The organism is Paraburkholderia kirstenboschensis (genome assembly GCF_032806925.1).
Classification (GTDB): Bacteria; Pseudomonadota; Gammaproteobacteria; order Burkholderiales; family Burkholderiaceae; genus Paraburkholderia; species Paraburkholderia kirstenboschensis.
Window position 1 is genome coordinate 390,869 of sequence record NZ_CP136513.1, and the last position, 14,585, is coordinate 405,453.

General features: G+C 62.6%; 12 protein-coding genes. 10 read left to right on the plus strand and 2 right to left on the minus strand.

All coding sequences use genetic code 11. From position 1 onward, the window contains the following. The first annotated feature begins 208 nt into the window (after nt 1-208). The 3 genes from RW095_RS24435 (at nt 209) to RW095_RS24445 (ending at nt 4,910) form a co-directional block, all read left to right on the plus strand. On the plus strand, nt 209-2,182 hold the full coding sequence (locus RW095_RS24435) for an MFS transporter (RefSeq protein ID WP_317021504.1): 1,974 nt from the start codon (nt 209-211) through the stop codon (nt 2,180-2,182). A gap of 101 nt (nt 2,183-2,283) precedes the next feature. After that, a complete protein-coding gene (gene aroC, locus RW095_RS24440; protein WP_317021505.1) occupies nt 2,284-3,384 on the plus strand; it encodes a chorismate synthase in 1,101 nt (366 codons plus the stop codon). Between the two features lie 50 nt (nt 3,385-3,434). Further along, nucleotides 3,435-4,910: a glycosyltransferase family 9 protein gene (locus tag RW095_RS24445; RefSeq protein ID WP_317021506.1), complete on the plus strand. Its 1,476-nt coding sequence runs from the start codon at nt 3,435-3,437 to the stop codon at nt 4,908-4,910. A gap of 58 nt (nt 4,911-4,968) precedes the next feature. On the opposite strand, the gene RW095_RS24450 is transcribed toward RW095_RS24445, so the two are convergent. Beyond that, entirely contained in the window at nt 4,969-6,642 is a 1,674-nt protein-coding gene (locus RW095_RS24450; protein ID WP_317021507.1) for an electron transfer flavoprotein-ubiquinone oxidoreductase, read from the minus strand. Nucleotides 6,643-6,830: 188 nt separating this feature from the next. On the opposite strand from RW095_RS24450, the gene RW095_RS24455 reads away from it, so the two are divergent. Together RW095_RS24455 and RW095_RS24460 are read left to right on the plus strand one after the other, a co-directional pair. After that, nucleotides 6,831-7,607 carry an SDR family oxidoreductase gene (locus RW095_RS24455; protein ID WP_128591951.1) on the plus strand — a complete coding sequence of 259 codons (777 nt, stop codon included), beginning with the start codon at nt 6,831-6,833 and terminating at the stop codon, nt 7,605-7,607. Nucleotides 7,608-7,844: 237 nt separating this feature from the next. After that, nucleotides 7,845-8,288, plus strand: coding sequence for an acyl-CoA thioesterase (locus RW095_RS24460; RefSeq protein WP_394365189.1), 444 nt, complete (start codon nt 7,845-7,847; stop codon nt 8,286-8,288). Nucleotides 8,289-8,424: 136 nt separating this feature from the next. On the opposite strand, the gene RW095_RS24465 is transcribed toward RW095_RS24460, so the two are convergent. Beyond that, on the minus strand, nt 8,425-8,970 hold the full coding sequence (locus tag RW095_RS24465; protein WP_020069520.1) for a LuxR C-terminal-related transcriptional regulator: 546 nt from the start codon (nt 8,968-8,970) through the stop codon (nt 8,425-8,427). A 240-nt stretch (nt 8,971-9,210) separates the two neighbouring features. Here RW095_RS24465 and RW095_RS24470 point away from each other — a divergent pair, with 240 nt between their 5' ends. From RW095_RS24470 to RW095_RS24490, 5 genes are all read left to right on the plus strand, one after another. Continuing rightward, nucleotides 9,211-9,915, plus strand: coding sequence for a CoA transferase subunit A (locus RW095_RS24470; protein ID WP_128591947.1), 705 nt, complete (start codon nt 9,211-9,213; stop codon nt 9,913-9,915). Nucleotides 9,916-9,917: 2 nt separating this feature from the next. Next, on the plus strand, nt 9,918-10,559 hold the full coding sequence (locus tag RW095_RS24475; RefSeq protein WP_317021509.1) for a CoA transferase subunit B: 642 nt from the start codon (nt 9,918-9,920) through the stop codon (nt 10,557-10,559). Between the two features lie 278 nt (nt 10,560-10,837). After that, nucleotides 10,838-11,749 carry an alpha/beta fold hydrolase gene (locus tag RW095_RS24480; RefSeq protein WP_317021510.1) on the plus strand — a complete coding sequence of 304 codons (912 nt, stop codon included), beginning with the start codon at nt 10,838-10,840 and terminating at the stop codon, nt 11,747-11,749. 81 nt (nt 11,750-11,830) lie between these two features. Next, nucleotides 11,831-12,184 (plus strand): RidA family protein, encoded by a 354-nt coding sequence (locus RW095_RS24485; RefSeq protein ID WP_128592645.1) that lies wholly within the window; start codon nt 11,831-11,833, stop codon nt 12,182-12,184. Nucleotides 12,185-12,253: 69 nt separating this feature from the next. After that, nucleotides 12,254-14,497 carry a RelA/SpoT family protein gene (locus tag RW095_RS24490; protein WP_317021511.1) on the plus strand — a complete coding sequence of 748 codons (2,244 nt, stop codon included), beginning with the start codon at nt 12,254-12,256 and terminating at the stop codon, nt 14,495-14,497. Nucleotides 14,498-14,585 lie beyond the last annotated feature (88 nt).

Sequence of the window (14,585 nt, forward strand, 5' to 3'; positions counted from 1 at the left end):
GCGCAGTGGCCCGCTTGCGGGGTCGTTGGTATTGCCGCGTGGGCGGCTGACCAGGGCGCCGCGGTGCCCGGGCGCGGCGGTGGGGCGAAACATCGAATAAAGGCGTGCGCGAGAGCGCGCGCTTTTTTTGTGCGCGCCGTCAAGGTTCCCATGTGACCTTCAGCCGCTTTTCTTTACGCCTGCTACTGAATCCGTTTCAACGAACTTCATGAGTCAAAGCCCGTTGCCCCCCACGCCACCCACGCAGCCCACGTCGCGATCAGCCGCCGCCCACCGTGCCGCGCGCCAGCATGGCCAGCACGAATCGCAATTCAAGCTGCTGAGCCAGCGCCGCTTTGCGCCGTTTTTCTGGACGCAATTCCTGGGCGCGATGAACGACAACGTCTTCAAGATTGGTTTCACGTCGCTCGTCACGTTTCAGGCGGCGCGATTCTCAGGCGTCGACCCGAAGACCGCGGCGTTCATGATTTCGGCAATCTTCATTTTGCCTTTCGTGTTGTTGTCGGCCACGTCCGGACAGATCGCCGACAAGTACGACAAGGCAATGCTCACGCGCTTCGTGAAGAGCTTCGAGATCGTCGTCATGCCGATCGGCGGCGCGGGCTTCCTGCTGCATAGCGCACCGCTGTTGTATCTGTGCACGTTTCTGATGGGCGTCCATTCGACCGTGTTCGGGCCGGTCAAGTATTCATACCTGCCGCAGCATCTGTCGCGCGAGGAACTGGTCGGCGGCAACGGCATGGTCGAGATGGGCACCTTCGTCGCGATTCTGGTCGGCACGATTGTCGGCGGCGCGGGCGCGGGTTTCGTCGAACATGGCGCGCTGGTGCTGGCTTGTGCCTGCGTCGCCATTGCGCTCGCGGGGCGCGTCGTATCGAGCTTCGTGCCGGTGACAGCGGCGCCGCAGCCGGATTTGCGCATCAACTGGAATCCGGTCAGCGAGACCTGGCGCAATCTCAAGCTCGCGCGCGAAAACCGAACGGTGTTTCTGAGCCTGCTCGGCATATCGTGGTTGTGGTTCGTGGGCGCGACGTTTCTGTCGTCGTTCTTCAGCTTTGCAAAAGATGTGCTGTCGGCCAATCCGGACGTCGTGACGGTGCTGCTCGGCACCTTCTCGGTCGGTATCGGCCTTGGCTCGCTGCTGTGCGAGAAGCTGTCCAAGCGGCGTATCGAGATCGGCCTCGTGCCGCTCGGCTCGATCGGCATGAGCGTGTTCGCCATCGACCTGTTTTTCGCAAGCCACGCGTTGCCGGCCGCCGGTCACTTGTTGAGCGTCGGCGAGTTCCTCGTGCGCGCCGCGCATTGGCGCGTGCTCGCCGATCTGTTTCTGCTAGCCATGTTCGGCGGTTTCTACAGCGTGCCGCTTTATGCACTGATCCAGAGCCGCAGCCAGCCGAGCCACCGGGCGCGCATCATCGCCGCGAACAATATTCTCAATTCGCTGTTCATGATCGTCTCGGCGTTGATGGCGGTCGGGCTGACATCGGCGGGCTTCAGTATTCCGGCCATTTTTCTCGTGACCGCGCTGCTCAACATCGTGGTGGCGACCTACATCTATTCACTGGTGCCCGAGTTCCTGCTGCGCTTTATCGCATGGGTGCTCGTGCACACGTTCTATCGGATTCGCCTCGTGCACGCGGAGCGGATTCCAGAAGAGGGCGCGGCCGTGCTCGTGTGCAATCACGTGAGCTTCGTGGATGCGGTCGTGATCATGGCCGAGAGTCCACGGCCGATCCGCTTCGTCATGGACCATCAGATCTTCAAAACCTGGTTCGCGGGCTGGGTCTTTCGTCATGCGAAGGCGATTCCGATAGCGCCCGCGCATCAGAACCCGCAGGTGCTGGCGCGCGCTTACGAGCGTTGCGCACAGGCGCTTGCCGACGGCGAACTGGTTTGCATCTTTCCCGAAGGCAAGCTCACCCGGACCGGCGACATGAATCAGTTCCGTCACGGGGTCACGGAAATCATCGCGCGCACGCCCGCGCCGGTCATTCCAATGGCGTTGCGCGGCCTGTGGGGCAGCGTGTTTTCCCGCGCCGACGACGCACGCTGGCCGCGCCCCGTGCAAAAGGGCGTGATGAGCCGGCTGACCCTGGCAGTAGGCGAGCCGATCGAGCCGGCGCTCGCCACGCCCGAGCTGCTGCAGAGAATCGTCACCGACTTGCGCGGGGCGCGGAAGTAGCCGTGATCTTGTCCTGAAGTCATAAGCCGGCGCGCGGCGCGTCCCGGGCTGCAAGGGGCTGGCATAATAGCGTCTTCCCCGCATTCCTTTGGACGACGCTCATGTCCGGCAACACGCTCGGTACGCTTTTTACTGTCACGACCTTCGGCGAATCGCACGGCCCGGCTATCGGCTGCGTGATCGACGGCTGCCCGCCGGGCATGGCGCTCACCGAAGCCGACATCCAGCTGGAGCTCGACCGCCGCAAGCCGGGCACGTCGCGCCACGTCACGCAGCGTCAGGAAGAAGACAAGGTCGAGATTCTGTCGGGCGTGTTCGAGGGAAACACCACTGGTGCACCCATTGCGCTGCTGATTCGCAATACGGACCAGCGCAGCAAAGACTACGGCAATATCGTGGACACGTTTCGCCCCGGCCACGCCGACTACACGTACTGGCAAAAGTACGGCATTCGCGACTATCGCGGCGGCGGCCGTTCGTCGGCGCGTTTGACAGCGCCTACGGTCGCGGCCGGTGCCGTCGCAAAGAAATGGTTGCGCGAGAAGTTCGGCACGGAAATTCGTGGCTACATGGCCGCGCTTGGCGAGATCGACGTGCCGTTCGTCGACTGGGCGCATGTGCGCGAGAACCCGTTCTTCGTGCCGAACGCGGACATCGTGCCGCAACTCGAAGCGTATATGGACGCGCTGCGCAAAGAGGGCGACTCGATTGGCGCCCGCATCAACGTGGTGGCGTCTGGCGTGCCCGTCGGGCTCGGCGAGCCGTTGTTCGACCGGCTCGACGCGGACATCGCTCACGCCATGATGGGTATCAACGCAGTGAAGGGCGTGGAGATCGGCGCGGGGTTTGCGAGCGTCGCGCAGCGCGGCTCCGTGCATGGCGACGAACTCACGCCCGAAGGCTTTGTCGGCAATAACGCTGGCGGTGTGCTCGGCGGTATTTCCACCGGCCAGGACATCACCGTGTCGATCGCGATCAAGCCGACGTCGAGCATTCGTACGCCGCGCCGCTCAATCGACAAAGCCGGGCAACCGGCGATTGTCGAAACGTTCGGGCGCCATGACCCGTGCGTCGGCATTCGCGCCACGCCCATCGCGGAATCCATGCTTGCGCTGGTGCTGATCGACCATGCGTTGCGCCACCGCGCGCAATGTGGCGACGTCTCGGTGAATACGCCGAAGATCGCCGCAAGCGCGCCGTAAAGGGCGCGGTTCGCGCGTTTCAATCGCATTGCGCGAACTGCGCTTTTCGCATGAATCATCTCTCCAGCCAGCCGGCGGACAACATCCTCCCGGCGTTGCGGGCACGCGCCGCGGCGCCGCACGCAGTCGCGCGCGACTGTCTCATGTTCGGCCAGACGCTGCTGCAACACGCGGGCGGCGACAAAGCGCTGCAACGCGAAGCGCTCGGGGCTCTCGTGCGCGCGTACCGAGCCGATCCAGCCTGTGAGCCGACGCTGCTCCACACTATCGCGCAGACGGCGTTCGTCGCGCGCGATTGGGTGCTTGTCGAGTCCGCCACGGCACTGCTGCTCTCACACAATCCCGCCGATGCGAATGCATTGATCTGGCGGTCGGCCGCCGCGCAACATCGTGACGATTTCGCGACTGCTGAGAATTTGCTGCGTGAAGCCGTGCGCCTCGTGCCCGGCAATCCGGTCGCGCTTCATAAGCTGGCTTTGTGTATCAAGGAGCAGGCGCGTTTTGCGGAAGCCGAAGCGCTCCTTCGTCAGGTGCTCGCGTTGTCAGCGGATAACGCGCATGCATTGTTCGATTTGTCCGAACTCGAGATCCGCAGCGGGCGTTTCGCCGAGGGCTGGGCGCACTACGAATCGCGCCTTGCGTTCGCCGGCGATCTGAACAATGCGCAGCACGCGCTCGCAGCGATCAGCGCGCCCTGGCAAGGAGAGTCACTGGCGGGCAAGACCCTCGTCGTGTACGGCGAGCAGGGCAACGGCGATTGCCTGTGGGCAGTGCGCTTTCTGCCGTTGCTCGCCGAACGTGCGCGGCGCGAGGGCGGCCAGGTCATCTTCGGTCACGACGGGCCGTTGCGGCATCTTTTCGAACGGACGCTGCCTGCCGACCTGCGGCTCGAAACAAGCCTCGAAACGCGGCCTGATTTTCATTGCGGGCTGATGAGCTTGCCCTTACGTCTAGGCATTTTCGAGGCGACGGGTTGGGGCGCGCCCTATCTGAGCGCCGACCCGCAACGTCTGCAACCGTGGCAGCGGTGGGTGCAAGCCTGCGTCGACGGCAAACCCGGCAATCGCAAAGTGGGACTCGTGTGGAATGGGAATCCGGACCATATCCGCGATGCGCGGCGTTCGGTGCCAACCGAGCAACTTGAGCCGTTATTGAGCGTGGCCGGTGTCACGTATTTCGCGCTGTCGCCGGGACGTGGCGAGACGGTCGTGCAATGGCGTGCAAGGGGCTTCGACGTCGTCGATCCTACTCGTTACTTCGATGCTGGGTTCGACGATGTCGCCGCGCTGCTGGCGAATCTCGATCTGGTGGTCACGATCGACAGCGGGCCCGCCCATCTGGCCGGCGCGCTCGGCGTACCGACGTGTTTGATGATCGATCACGTATCGGCATGGTTCTGGGGAGTGGGGGCGCCGGTTACGCCCTGGTACGATTCGATCGAACTGTTCCGGCAACCGGCAGTGGGCGCCTGGGCACCGGTCGTGGCACGGGTGCGCGCGCGCATCGAAGGAATGGTGCGCGGCTGAGCGGGTTGCCTTCGCAACGCAGAGGTCGTCTGCATATGTTGCGAAGGCGAGGCGCCGCTCACATGTTCGGGTAGTTCGGCCCGCCGCCGCCTTCAGGCGTCACCCACACGATGTTCTGCGTCGGGTCCTTGATGTCGCACGTCTTGCAGTGCACGCAGTTCTGCGCGTTGATCACCAGCCGCTCGCTGCCGTCGTCGTTCTTCACGAACTCATAAACGGCCGCCGGGCAGTAACGCGACTCCGGGCCTGCATACGTCTGCCAGTTCACGTTCACCGGCACCGTGGGATCTTTCAGCGTCAAGTGAGCGGGCTGATTCTCTTCGTGATTCGTGTTCGATATGAACACTGAAGACAACCGGTCGAAGGTCAGCTTGCCGTCCGGTTTCGGGTATTTGATCGGCGTGCATTGCGAGGCGGGCTTGAGCATCTCATGATCGGAATGCTGGTGGTGCAGCGTCCACGGCACATTGCCGCCGAGCACCTTCTGCTCGATGCCGACCATCAACGTGCCGAGGTACAGGCCCTTGCTCATCCACTGCTTGAAGTTGCGGGCCTTGTAGAGCTCCGTGTGCAGCCACGAAGTCTTGAACGACTCGGGATAAGCCGTGAGCTCGTCGCTCGTGCGGCCTGCCTGCACGGCTTCAAAAGCAGCATCGGCGGCGAGCATGCCGGTCTTGATCGCCGCATGCGAGCCCTTGATACGCGATGCGTTCAGGAAGCCCGCGTCGTCGCCAACCAGTGCGCCGCCGGGGAACACGAGTTTCGGCAGCGACATCAGGCCGCCCGCAGTGATCGCACGCGCGCCGTACGACACGCGCTTGCCGCCTTCCAGAAAATGACGGATTGCCGGATGCGTCTTGTAGCGCTGGAATTCCTCGAACGGCGAGAGATACGGATTCGTATAGCCGAGACCGACCACAAAGCCGACCACCACCTGGTTGTTGTCCATGTGATAGAGGAACGAGCCGCCGTACGTGTCCGTCTGCAAAGGCCAGCCGGCCGTGTGCATGACGAGCCCCGGCTTGTGTTTCGACGGATCGATCTCCCACAACTCCTTGATGCCGATGCCGTAGACCTGCGGATCGGCGCCGTCGCGCAGCCTGAACTTCTCGTTCAGCTGACGCCCGAGATGCCCGCGCGCGCCTTCGCAGAAGAGGGTGTACTTGGCGTGCAATTCCATGCCGAGCTGGAAGTTTTCAGTCGGCTGGCCATCTTTGCCGATGCCCAGGTTGCCCGTGGCGACGCCTTTTACCGAACCGTCGTCGTTGTACAGCACCTCCGCAGCAGGAAAGCCTGGGAAAATCTCCACGCCCAGCGCTTCGGCCTGCTGGCCCAGCCAACGCGTGACGTTGGCGAGGCTGATCACGTAGTTGCCGTGGTTCTTGAAATTGTCCGGCAGCGCCCAGGTCGGCACGCTCTTCGCGCCGGTTTCCGAGAGGAACAGGAAGCGGTCTTCGGTGACTTCGACGTCCAGAGGCGCGCCTTTTTCCTTCCAGTCGGGAATCAGTTCATTTAACGCGCGGGGGTCCATGACCGCCCCCGAGAGGATGTGCGCCCCGATCTCCGAGCCTTTTTCCAGCACGCAGACGCCGAGCTCGACGCCCTTGTCGGCCGCCAGCTGCTTCAGGCGGATCGCCGCGGACAAGCCAGCCGGGCCGCCGCCGACGATCACCACGTCGTATTCCATCGACTCGCGCGGGCCGTACTGCTCAATGAGACTTGCGGGGGTCATTGATGCTCCTCTTACCGTTAGAATGCTTTTTTCGGGATCGTATTGTGGGCGATGGTCTCTTGCACCGCAACCCGATCAGCAGAGATTAGCACGAGCGTTCTATTTATGTGCTAGGGTAATGACCCGAGCATGAGTCGGAGCGCGACCGCCAACCGCATTCGTAACTTACAACCGAACAAGGAACGACAATGGGCCGTTCGATCAATCTGGAAGGCAAAGTGGCGCTCATCACAGGCGCCTCGAGCGGGTTGGGAAAGCGCTTTGCTCAGGTGTTGTCGCAGGCGGGCGCCAAGGTCGTGCTGGCAAGCCGGCGAACCGAGCGTCTGAAGGAACTGCGCGCCGAAATCGAGGCGTCGGGCGGCGCGGCGCACGTCGTTTCGCTGGATGTGACCGATTACCAGAGCATCAAGTCGGCGGTCGCGCATGCGGAGACCGAGGCGGGCACCATCGACATTCTGGTGAACAACTCGGGCGTGTCGACTACGCAGAAGCTGTCAGAAGTCACGCCGGCCGACTTCGAATATGTGTTCGACACCAACACCCGCGGCGCGTTCTTCGTCGCGCAGGAAGTGGCCAAGCGCATGATCATGCGCGGCAACAGCGCGCAGAAACCGTCGTACCGGATCATCAATATCGCGTCGATGGCCGGCCTGCGCGTTTTGCCGCAAATCGGCCTCTATTCGATGAGCAAGGCGGCAGTCGTCCATATGACGAAAGCCATGGCGCTCGAATGGGGCAAGCACGGCATCAATGTGAACGCCATTTGTCCGGGTTATATCGACACGGAGATCAATCATCATCACTGGTCGACCGAGCAGGGGCAAAAGCTCGTGTCCATGCTGCCGCGCCATCGCGTCGGCAAGCCGGAAGACCTGGACGGACTGCTGCTATTGCTGGCGGCGGACGAATCGCAGTTCATCAACGGCTCGGTAATCGCCGCCGACGACGGCTTCGGTCTCGCCTGAACGCCGGCGTACGAGTCGAGGCGTGATTGGGGGGGCGTCGGGTCGAGTGGTGATTCGGCGCGCGGTGCGCTGGGCATCATCCCGCGCGCCAGGCGATTAACGCAATTTCGAAGAAGCTCTTTTACGCGCGCGGGCCTTCTGCCAATAAGACGTCTGCGCTAAGGTGCAGGCATCGGCCCGGCTGGCCACGGTTTTCCCCGATTCAATCCCTTGAGAAGTAAGAAGAGCAGAAGCACGATGAGCGATTTTCACGCAGTTTTCGAGATGTCGATGCCCATCCGCTGGGGCGACATGGACGCATTCGGCCATGTGAACAACACGGTCTATTTCCGCTACATGGAGCAGGTGCGCATCTCCTGGTTCGAACAACTCGGCCTCGCCGGCAGCAATGCGGATGGGCAGGGGCCGGTGATTGTGAATGCGTCGATGGAGTTTCTCAAGCAGCTGCATTACCCCGGCGACGTGATCGGCCGCATGAGCGTGGCGACGCCCGGCCGCAGCAGTTTCGACACGGGGTTCGAACTCGTGCGTGCAGACGATCCCCGCACCGTCTATGCGCGCGGCGCCGCCCGCTGCGTGTGGATCGACTACGCGGCCGGCAAGTCGGTCCCGGTTCCTCACATGTTGCGCGCGACAATCGAGCGCGCCGCGCTGGTGAAAGCGGCTGAGCCGGCCGCATAAGTTCGCCAGTCATTGCGGTTGGATCTCGCAGCCGAAGTCGAGCCTTAATTTGAGGCTTGGCTTCGCGGCCTCACTTTACCGTTTCACCTCCTACCTCGACTTCGCGCAAAGCGGTGTCGCGCCGCGGCTGCGCCAGTCAATGCCCGAGCAGACGTTGCAACAGTTCAGTAGCGTTACCCGTATCGTATTTGCGCATCAACCGGGCGCGATACACGTCGACGGTGCGTGGGCTGATCTCCAGCGCCCGGCCAATCTGTTTGCTGGTTTTGCCCGTCACCAGTTGCGCGGCGATTTCCCGCTCGCGAGGCGTCAACTCGACCGCCACGCGCCGCGTCGCGCTTAGATCCTCGAAAGTCCAGACGCCCGCCGCGTGCGGGTCGGTGCGCCGCTGCGCGCGGCCCGTCACGTGGCACCAGAACAACTCGCCATTGGCGCGTTTCATGATGCGGTCGTCGGCATAACTGCCTTGGGCGGTCATGATCGGCGGGATCCGTGCGCCGATCCGCTCGAATTCGTCCGCCGACGGATACAGAATCTGGAACGACTGCCCGAGCAGCGCCTCGCGCGGACAGCCAAAGATCGACGCCAGTTCGTCATTGCAGTCTTCGATAATGCGCTCACGCGACAGCACGAGCCCGATCGGCGCGAGATGAAAAGCGGTTTGGTAATCCAGTGCGGGCATGGGCTGGCGGCAAGTACTTATGTATTTTTGCGTATTGTGCCGTATGGCGCACGCAGCGTACTCTTTCGGGCACATGAGAACGCGGTGAGGCGTCCGTGGCGGCGTTTGCGCGAAGCTTTACACAGGCTCGACGCACAGCACCCGCCGGATGACTAGAATGACGTGTCGGGCCGCGCCTGAGCGCGTCACACGAGCCGCAAGAAAACGGTTTCAGGTTTCCATAAAGGAAGGGACATACTGATGAACAAAGTCTACCCAGGCGCCGCCGAGGCGCTGAAGGACATCGTCAAGGACGGGCAGACGTTCGCCGTCGGCGGCTTCGGGCTGTGCGGCATTCCCGAGGCGCTGATCGCGGCGTTGCGCGACACCAAGGTGCAAAACATTACCTGCATCAGCAACAACGCGGGTGTCGACGGATTCGGCCTCGGTCTGCTGCTCGAGACGCGCCAGATCAAGAAGATGATCTCGTCGTATGTCGGTGAGAACAAGGAGTTCGAGCGCCAGTATCTGGCCGGCGAACTCGAGCTCGAATTCACGCCGCAAGGCACGCTTGCCGAGAAGCTGCGCGCGGGCGGCTCGGGTATTCCGGCGTTTTTCACCAATACCGGCTACGGCACGCTGATCGCCGAAGGCAAGGAAACCCGCCAGTTCGGCGAAAACCACTACGTGCTGGAACATTCGCTGACGGCGGACATCGCGCTCGTCAAGGCATGGAAGGCGGACAAGTCGGGCAACCTGATCTATCGCCGCACGGCGCGCAACTTCAACCCGATGTGTGCGATGGCCGGCAAGATCACCGTCGCGGAAGTCGAGGAAATCGTCGAGGTAGGCGAGCTCGATCCGGACGCGATTCATACGCCTGGCATCTTCGTTCAGCGCATCGTGCTCAATGCGCATCCGGAAAAACGCATCGAACAACGCGTCGTCCGCGCGAAAGGAGACTGATCATGGCATGGACTCGTGACGAAATGGCCGCGCGCGCGGCGAAGGAATTGCAGGACGGTTTCTATGTGAACCTCGGTATCGGCCTGCCGACGCTGGTGGCGAACCACGTGCCGGCGGGTGTCGAAGTGTGGCTGCAGTCGGAAAACGGCCTGCTCGGCATCGGGCCGTCGCCGACCGAAGACGAAGTAGACGCCGACCTCATCAACGCGGGCAAGCAGACGGTGACCACGCTGGCGGGCTCGTCGATTTTTTCGTCGGCGGATTCGTTCGCGATGATTCGCGGCGGGCACATCAATCTGGCGATTCTGGGCGCCATGCAGATCAGCAAGAAGGGCGATCTGGCCAACTGGATGATCCCCGGCAAGATGATCAAGGGCATGGGCGGCGCGATGGATCTGGTAGCCGGCGTCAAGCGCGTGGTCGTGCTGATGGAGCACGTCGCGAAGGGCGATCAGCACAAGATTCTCGAAGAATGCACGCTGCCGTTGACGGGCGTGGGCGTGGTGGATCAGATCATCACCGACCTCGGCGTGATCGAAGTCACTGACGACGGCCTGAAGGTGACGGAACTGGCGCCTGGCGTGAGCGTCGACGAGATCAAGGCGAAGACGGGCGCGCCGCTCGATGTGAGCGCGGTGAGCTGACCGCGGTTGCCGGGGTTGCCGCCGGGCTGACGCATGTGCAGCCGGCCAAGGCGGCGGGAAAAACGGGTAAAGCGGGCGAGGCGAGAGTCTCGCCCGCTTTTCTTTTTGCGGCGCTGGGTTTTGCTGCGTCCGTCCTATGCCTTCTGGCCGATCCTTGTCACGCGTCAAAGCGGTTTACAATCGTTCGAAGCAATCACTTGAAGTTTTGCCGCCTGTCTCTTTGCGCTGCGTTACGGTGCACACAGGCCACATGCGCAGCGCTTTTGCAAGGACCACAAATGACCGCAACGACAGCTTTCGCCGGCGAGCGGCCCGCGCCGCGCCAACGTTATGTGCAGTGCGCGAGCGCCGCGGGCCTGCATCGTATTGCCTACACCGAGTGGGGCGATCCCGACAATCCGCGGGTGCTGTTGTGCGTGCATGGCTTGACGCGCTCGGGGCGCGACTTCGACCGGTTAGCGGCACAGTTCGCCGGTACCTACCGTGTGGTCTGTCCTGATGTGGCGGGCCGGGGCTTGTCTTCGTGGCTCGGCAACCCAAACTTGTACAGCGTGCCGCAATATGTCGCCGACATGGTGACGCTGATTGCGCGGCTGAATGTGGAAACGGTCGACTGGTTCGGCACGTCAATGGGCGGCCTCATTGGGCTCGGCCTCGCGGGCCTCGCGGACACGCCTATCCGCAAGCTGTTGCTGAACGACGTCGGTCCGCATCTGGAGCCGGAGGCCGTCAAGCGTATCGGCGATTATCTCGGCAAGCCCGTGCGCTTCGACTCGCTGCAGCAAGGCATCGATCACGCGGCGTTCCTCGCGCGCAGCTTCGGTCCGCTTACGGCCGAAGAATGGCGCGAGATCAATACGCCGCTGATTCGTGAAGAGAACGGCACATGGCTGTTCCGCTACGATCCGCGCATTGCGCAGCCGTTTGCCGCGACCACCGAAGAAACCGCGAAGCTGGGTGAGGCCGCGCTATGGCATTCGCTTGCGTCGTTCCAGGGGCCGGTGCTGGTGGTGAGAGGCGAGCTGTCCGATCTGCTGTCGCGTGAAACAGTCGCCAAGATGGTCGAGACGGGGCGTGCGGTGTCGAGCGTCGAGATCAGCGGTGTCGGGCACGCGCCGGCGTTTCTTTCGGCGGATCAGATCGACATTGCGAAGCGGTTCTTTATCGGCAATGGCGGCGACGCGTCATAATATGCAGTTGCGCGTGGCGCTCTAGCGCGTCATGCATAGCGCATCCCGGTCAATCTTCTTTTACCTACTTCAGGATTCTTCATGGCAGTCATTCGTCACCATGTCGGCAAGCGTCTTTCTGAAATTGCCGTGCACAACGGTACGGTTTACCTTGCTGGCCAGATCGCCGAAGACGCGGACCAGGACATCACGGGGCAGACGCGCGAAGTGCTCGGCCATATCGACCGCCTGCTCGCCGAGGTAAACAGCGATAAATCGCATCTGCTGTCCGTGCAGATCTACATCTCTGACATGGAGCATTTCGCCGGCATGAACGCGGTGTGGGACGAGTGGGTTGCGCAAGGCGCGACGCCGCCGCGCGCTACCGTCGAGGCTAAGCTCGCGAACCCGAAGTGCCTCGTTGAAATCGTCGTGGTCGCGGCGCAGCGCAGCTAGGCGAAGCAAGACCAAGCAGTTGTTGTTGAAATTCCGTTGATTTGCCTGGGCCCGGTGGGCCGCCGCACGATGAATACCGAAACCGTTACGAGCACGCCGAATTCTCTTCCGTCTTTCGACGAAGCGATGGCATTCGTGCGCCAGCATGCCGGCGAGGTGCGGCTGTCATCAGGCGAGTCTCTCGCGGATCATGCGGCGGGCACCGCGTCGATCATGCGCACGCTCAATGTCGATCCGCCAGCCGTGCTGGCGGCAGCGTTGTTCGCATTGACGCCGCATTTGCAAGACCCCGAGCGCGTGATCGCCGACAACTTCGGCGAAGAAGTCGCGCAACTCGTCGGCGACGTGCGCAAGTTGCTGCGCCTCGGCACGGTTAGCTTGCGCGCGGCGCAGAACGCCATGCCCGAAGCGGGGCGTGATGCGCAGGCTGCGCGGCGCGCGCAGGTTGAGGCGCTGAGGAAGATGCTGCTCGCGTTCGCGCAGGATATTCGCGTGGTGCTGATACGGCTCGCGTCGCGCCTGCAGTCGCTGCGTTATTACGCGGCGGCGAAGCTCACACCGTCGCCCGACGTGGCGCGCGAAACGCTCGACATTTACGCGCCGCTCGCCAACCGTCTTGGCATCTGGCAACTGAAGTGGGAACTCGAGGACCTTGCGTTCCGCTTCGAAGAGCCGGTGACTTACAAGCGCATCGCGAAGTTGCTGGATGAAAAGCGCGTTGAACGCGAAAGCTATGTCGCGCAGGCCATTGAACGCCTGCAGCAGGAACTCGCCGCTGCGAACATTCGCGCGGAAGTAAGCGGCAGGCCGAAGCATATCTATAGCATCTGGCGCAAGATGCGCGGCAAGGAACTCGACTTCGCCGAACTGTACGACGTGCGCGCGTTTCGCGTAATCGTGCCGGACATCAAGGATTGCTACACGGTGCTCGGCATCGTGCACAACCTGTGGCAACCGGTGCCGAGAGAGTTCGACGATTACATCTCGCGGCCGAAGCCGAATGGCTATAAGTCGCTGCACACGGTCGTGATCGGCGACGACGGCCGTGCGTTCGAAGTGCAGATCCGCACGCACGACATGCATCAGTTCGCCGAGTACGGCGTGGCCGCTCACTGGCGCTACAAGGAAGCCGGCACGCGCGGCTACGGCGGTCAGTTCGCCGCCAATGAGAAGTACGACGAGAAGATCGCGTGGTTGCGTCAATTGCTCGCGTGGAAAGACGACGTGTCCGAGGGCGAGCACGGCGAGAAGCGCGCGGCGCAGCCGTGGGAGCAACTGCGCCAGGCCACGCTCGACGACGACCACATCTACGTGCTCACGCCGCAAGCGCGTGTGATCGCGTTGCCGCATGGTGCGACGCCCGTGGATTTCGCTTATCACCTGCATAGCGAGTTGGGGCATCGGTGCCGCGGTGCGCGCGTCGACGGGGCGATGGTGCCGCTCAACACACAGTTGCAGAACGGCCAGACAGTGGAGATCGTCGCGGTCAAAGAAGGCGGGCCGTCGCGTGACTGGCTCAATCCACAGCTCGGTTATCTGCACAGTCCCCGTGCGCGCCAGAAAGTGCGCGCGTGGTTCAACGCCGTCGAGTTGCAGGAGCACATTGCGAGCGGCCGCGCAATGGTCGAAAAGACGCTGCAGCGCGAGGGCAAGACCTCGGTGAATCTGGATCAGCTCGCTGCCAAACTCGGCTTCAAGACTACCGACGATCTGTTCTCGGTCGTCGGCAAGGAAGAGTTCAGTCTGCGACTCGTCGAGCAGGCGCTGCACGATGCGCCGCCGCCGGAACCGGTGGTCGAAGTACCCGAGCAATTCGAGAAACGCAGTAGTGGCGCGAGCGTGGCGCGCGGCGCGTCGACGGGCGTGCTGGTGGTCGGCGTCGACGCTTTGCTCACGCAGCTTGCTCGCTGCTGCCGTCCGGCGCCGCCTGACGATATCTCCGGGTTTGTGACGCGCGGCAAGGGCATGTCGATTCACCGCAGCGATTGCCCGACGTTTTTGCGTATGGCCGAACGTGCGCCGGAGCGTGTGTTGCAAACAGCCTGGTCAGCGGACGTGATGAGCGGCCGGGGGCAATCGGTTTATCCAGTCGACCTCTCGATCGACGCAACGGACCGCCAGGGTTTGCTGCGCGATATATCCGAAGTGTTCGCGCGAGAAAAAATGAATGTGATCGGTGTGAAGACTCAAACCCGCCGCAATGCCGCGTTCATGCAATTCACCGTCGAGGTGTCGAGTGCCGCGCAAATTCAGCGCGCCTGCACGCTGCTCGGCGAAGTGACGGGTGTCGTGCGGGCGTCGCGCAAAGGCTGACGCAGTGGCGTGATGATGAGTCGACGCACTCACTTGCTCATGCGCAAGCGAGTCAATGATGTGGGTAAGAGCAATTTAAAGCCGGTGC

Coding starts and splice junctions, on each gene's coding strand:
- RW095_RS24485 (WP_128592645.1), top strand. CDS start 11,831: ATGGCAGTCATTCGTCACCATGTCGGCAAGCGTCTTTCTGAAATTGCC.
- aroC (WP_317021505.1), top strand. CDS start 2,284: ATGTCCGGCAACACGCTCGGTACGCTTTTTACTGTCACGACCTTCGGC.
- RW095_RS24455 (WP_128591951.1), top strand. CDS start 6,831: ATGGGCCGTTCGATCAATCTGGAAGGCAAAGTGGCGCTCATCACAGGC.
- RW095_RS24445 (WP_317021506.1), top strand. CDS start 3,435: ATGAATCATCTCTCCAGCCAGCCGGCGGACAACATCCTCCCGGCGTTG.
- RW095_RS24475 (WP_317021509.1), top strand. CDS start 9,918: ATGGCATGGACTCGTGACGAAATGGCCGCGCGCGCGGCGAAGGAATTG.
- RW095_RS24480 (WP_317021510.1), top strand. CDS start 10,838: ATGACCGCAACGACAGCTTTCGCCGGCGAGCGGCCCGCGCCGCGCCAA.
- RW095_RS24435 (WP_317021504.1), top strand. CDS start 209: ATGAGTCAAAGCCCGTTGCCCCCCACGCCACCCACGCAGCCCACGTCG.
- RW095_RS24460 (WP_394365189.1), top strand. CDS start 7,845: ATGAGCGATTTTCACGCAGTTTTCGAGATGTCGATGCCCATCCGCTGG.
- RW095_RS24470 (WP_128591947.1), top strand. CDS start 9,211: ATGAACAAAGTCTACCCAGGCGCCGCCGAGGCGCTGAAGGACATCGTC.
- RW095_RS24465 (WP_020069520.1), bottom strand. CDS start 8,970: ATGCCCGCACTGGATTACCAAACCGCTTTTCATCTCGCGCCGATCGGG.
- RW095_RS24450 (WP_317021507.1), bottom strand. CDS start 6,642: ATGACCCCCGCAAGTCTCATTGAGCAGTACGGCCCGCGCGAGTCGATG.
- RW095_RS24490 (WP_317021511.1), top strand. CDS start 12,254: ATGAATACCGAAACCGTTACGAGCACGCCGAATTCTCTTCCGTCTTTC.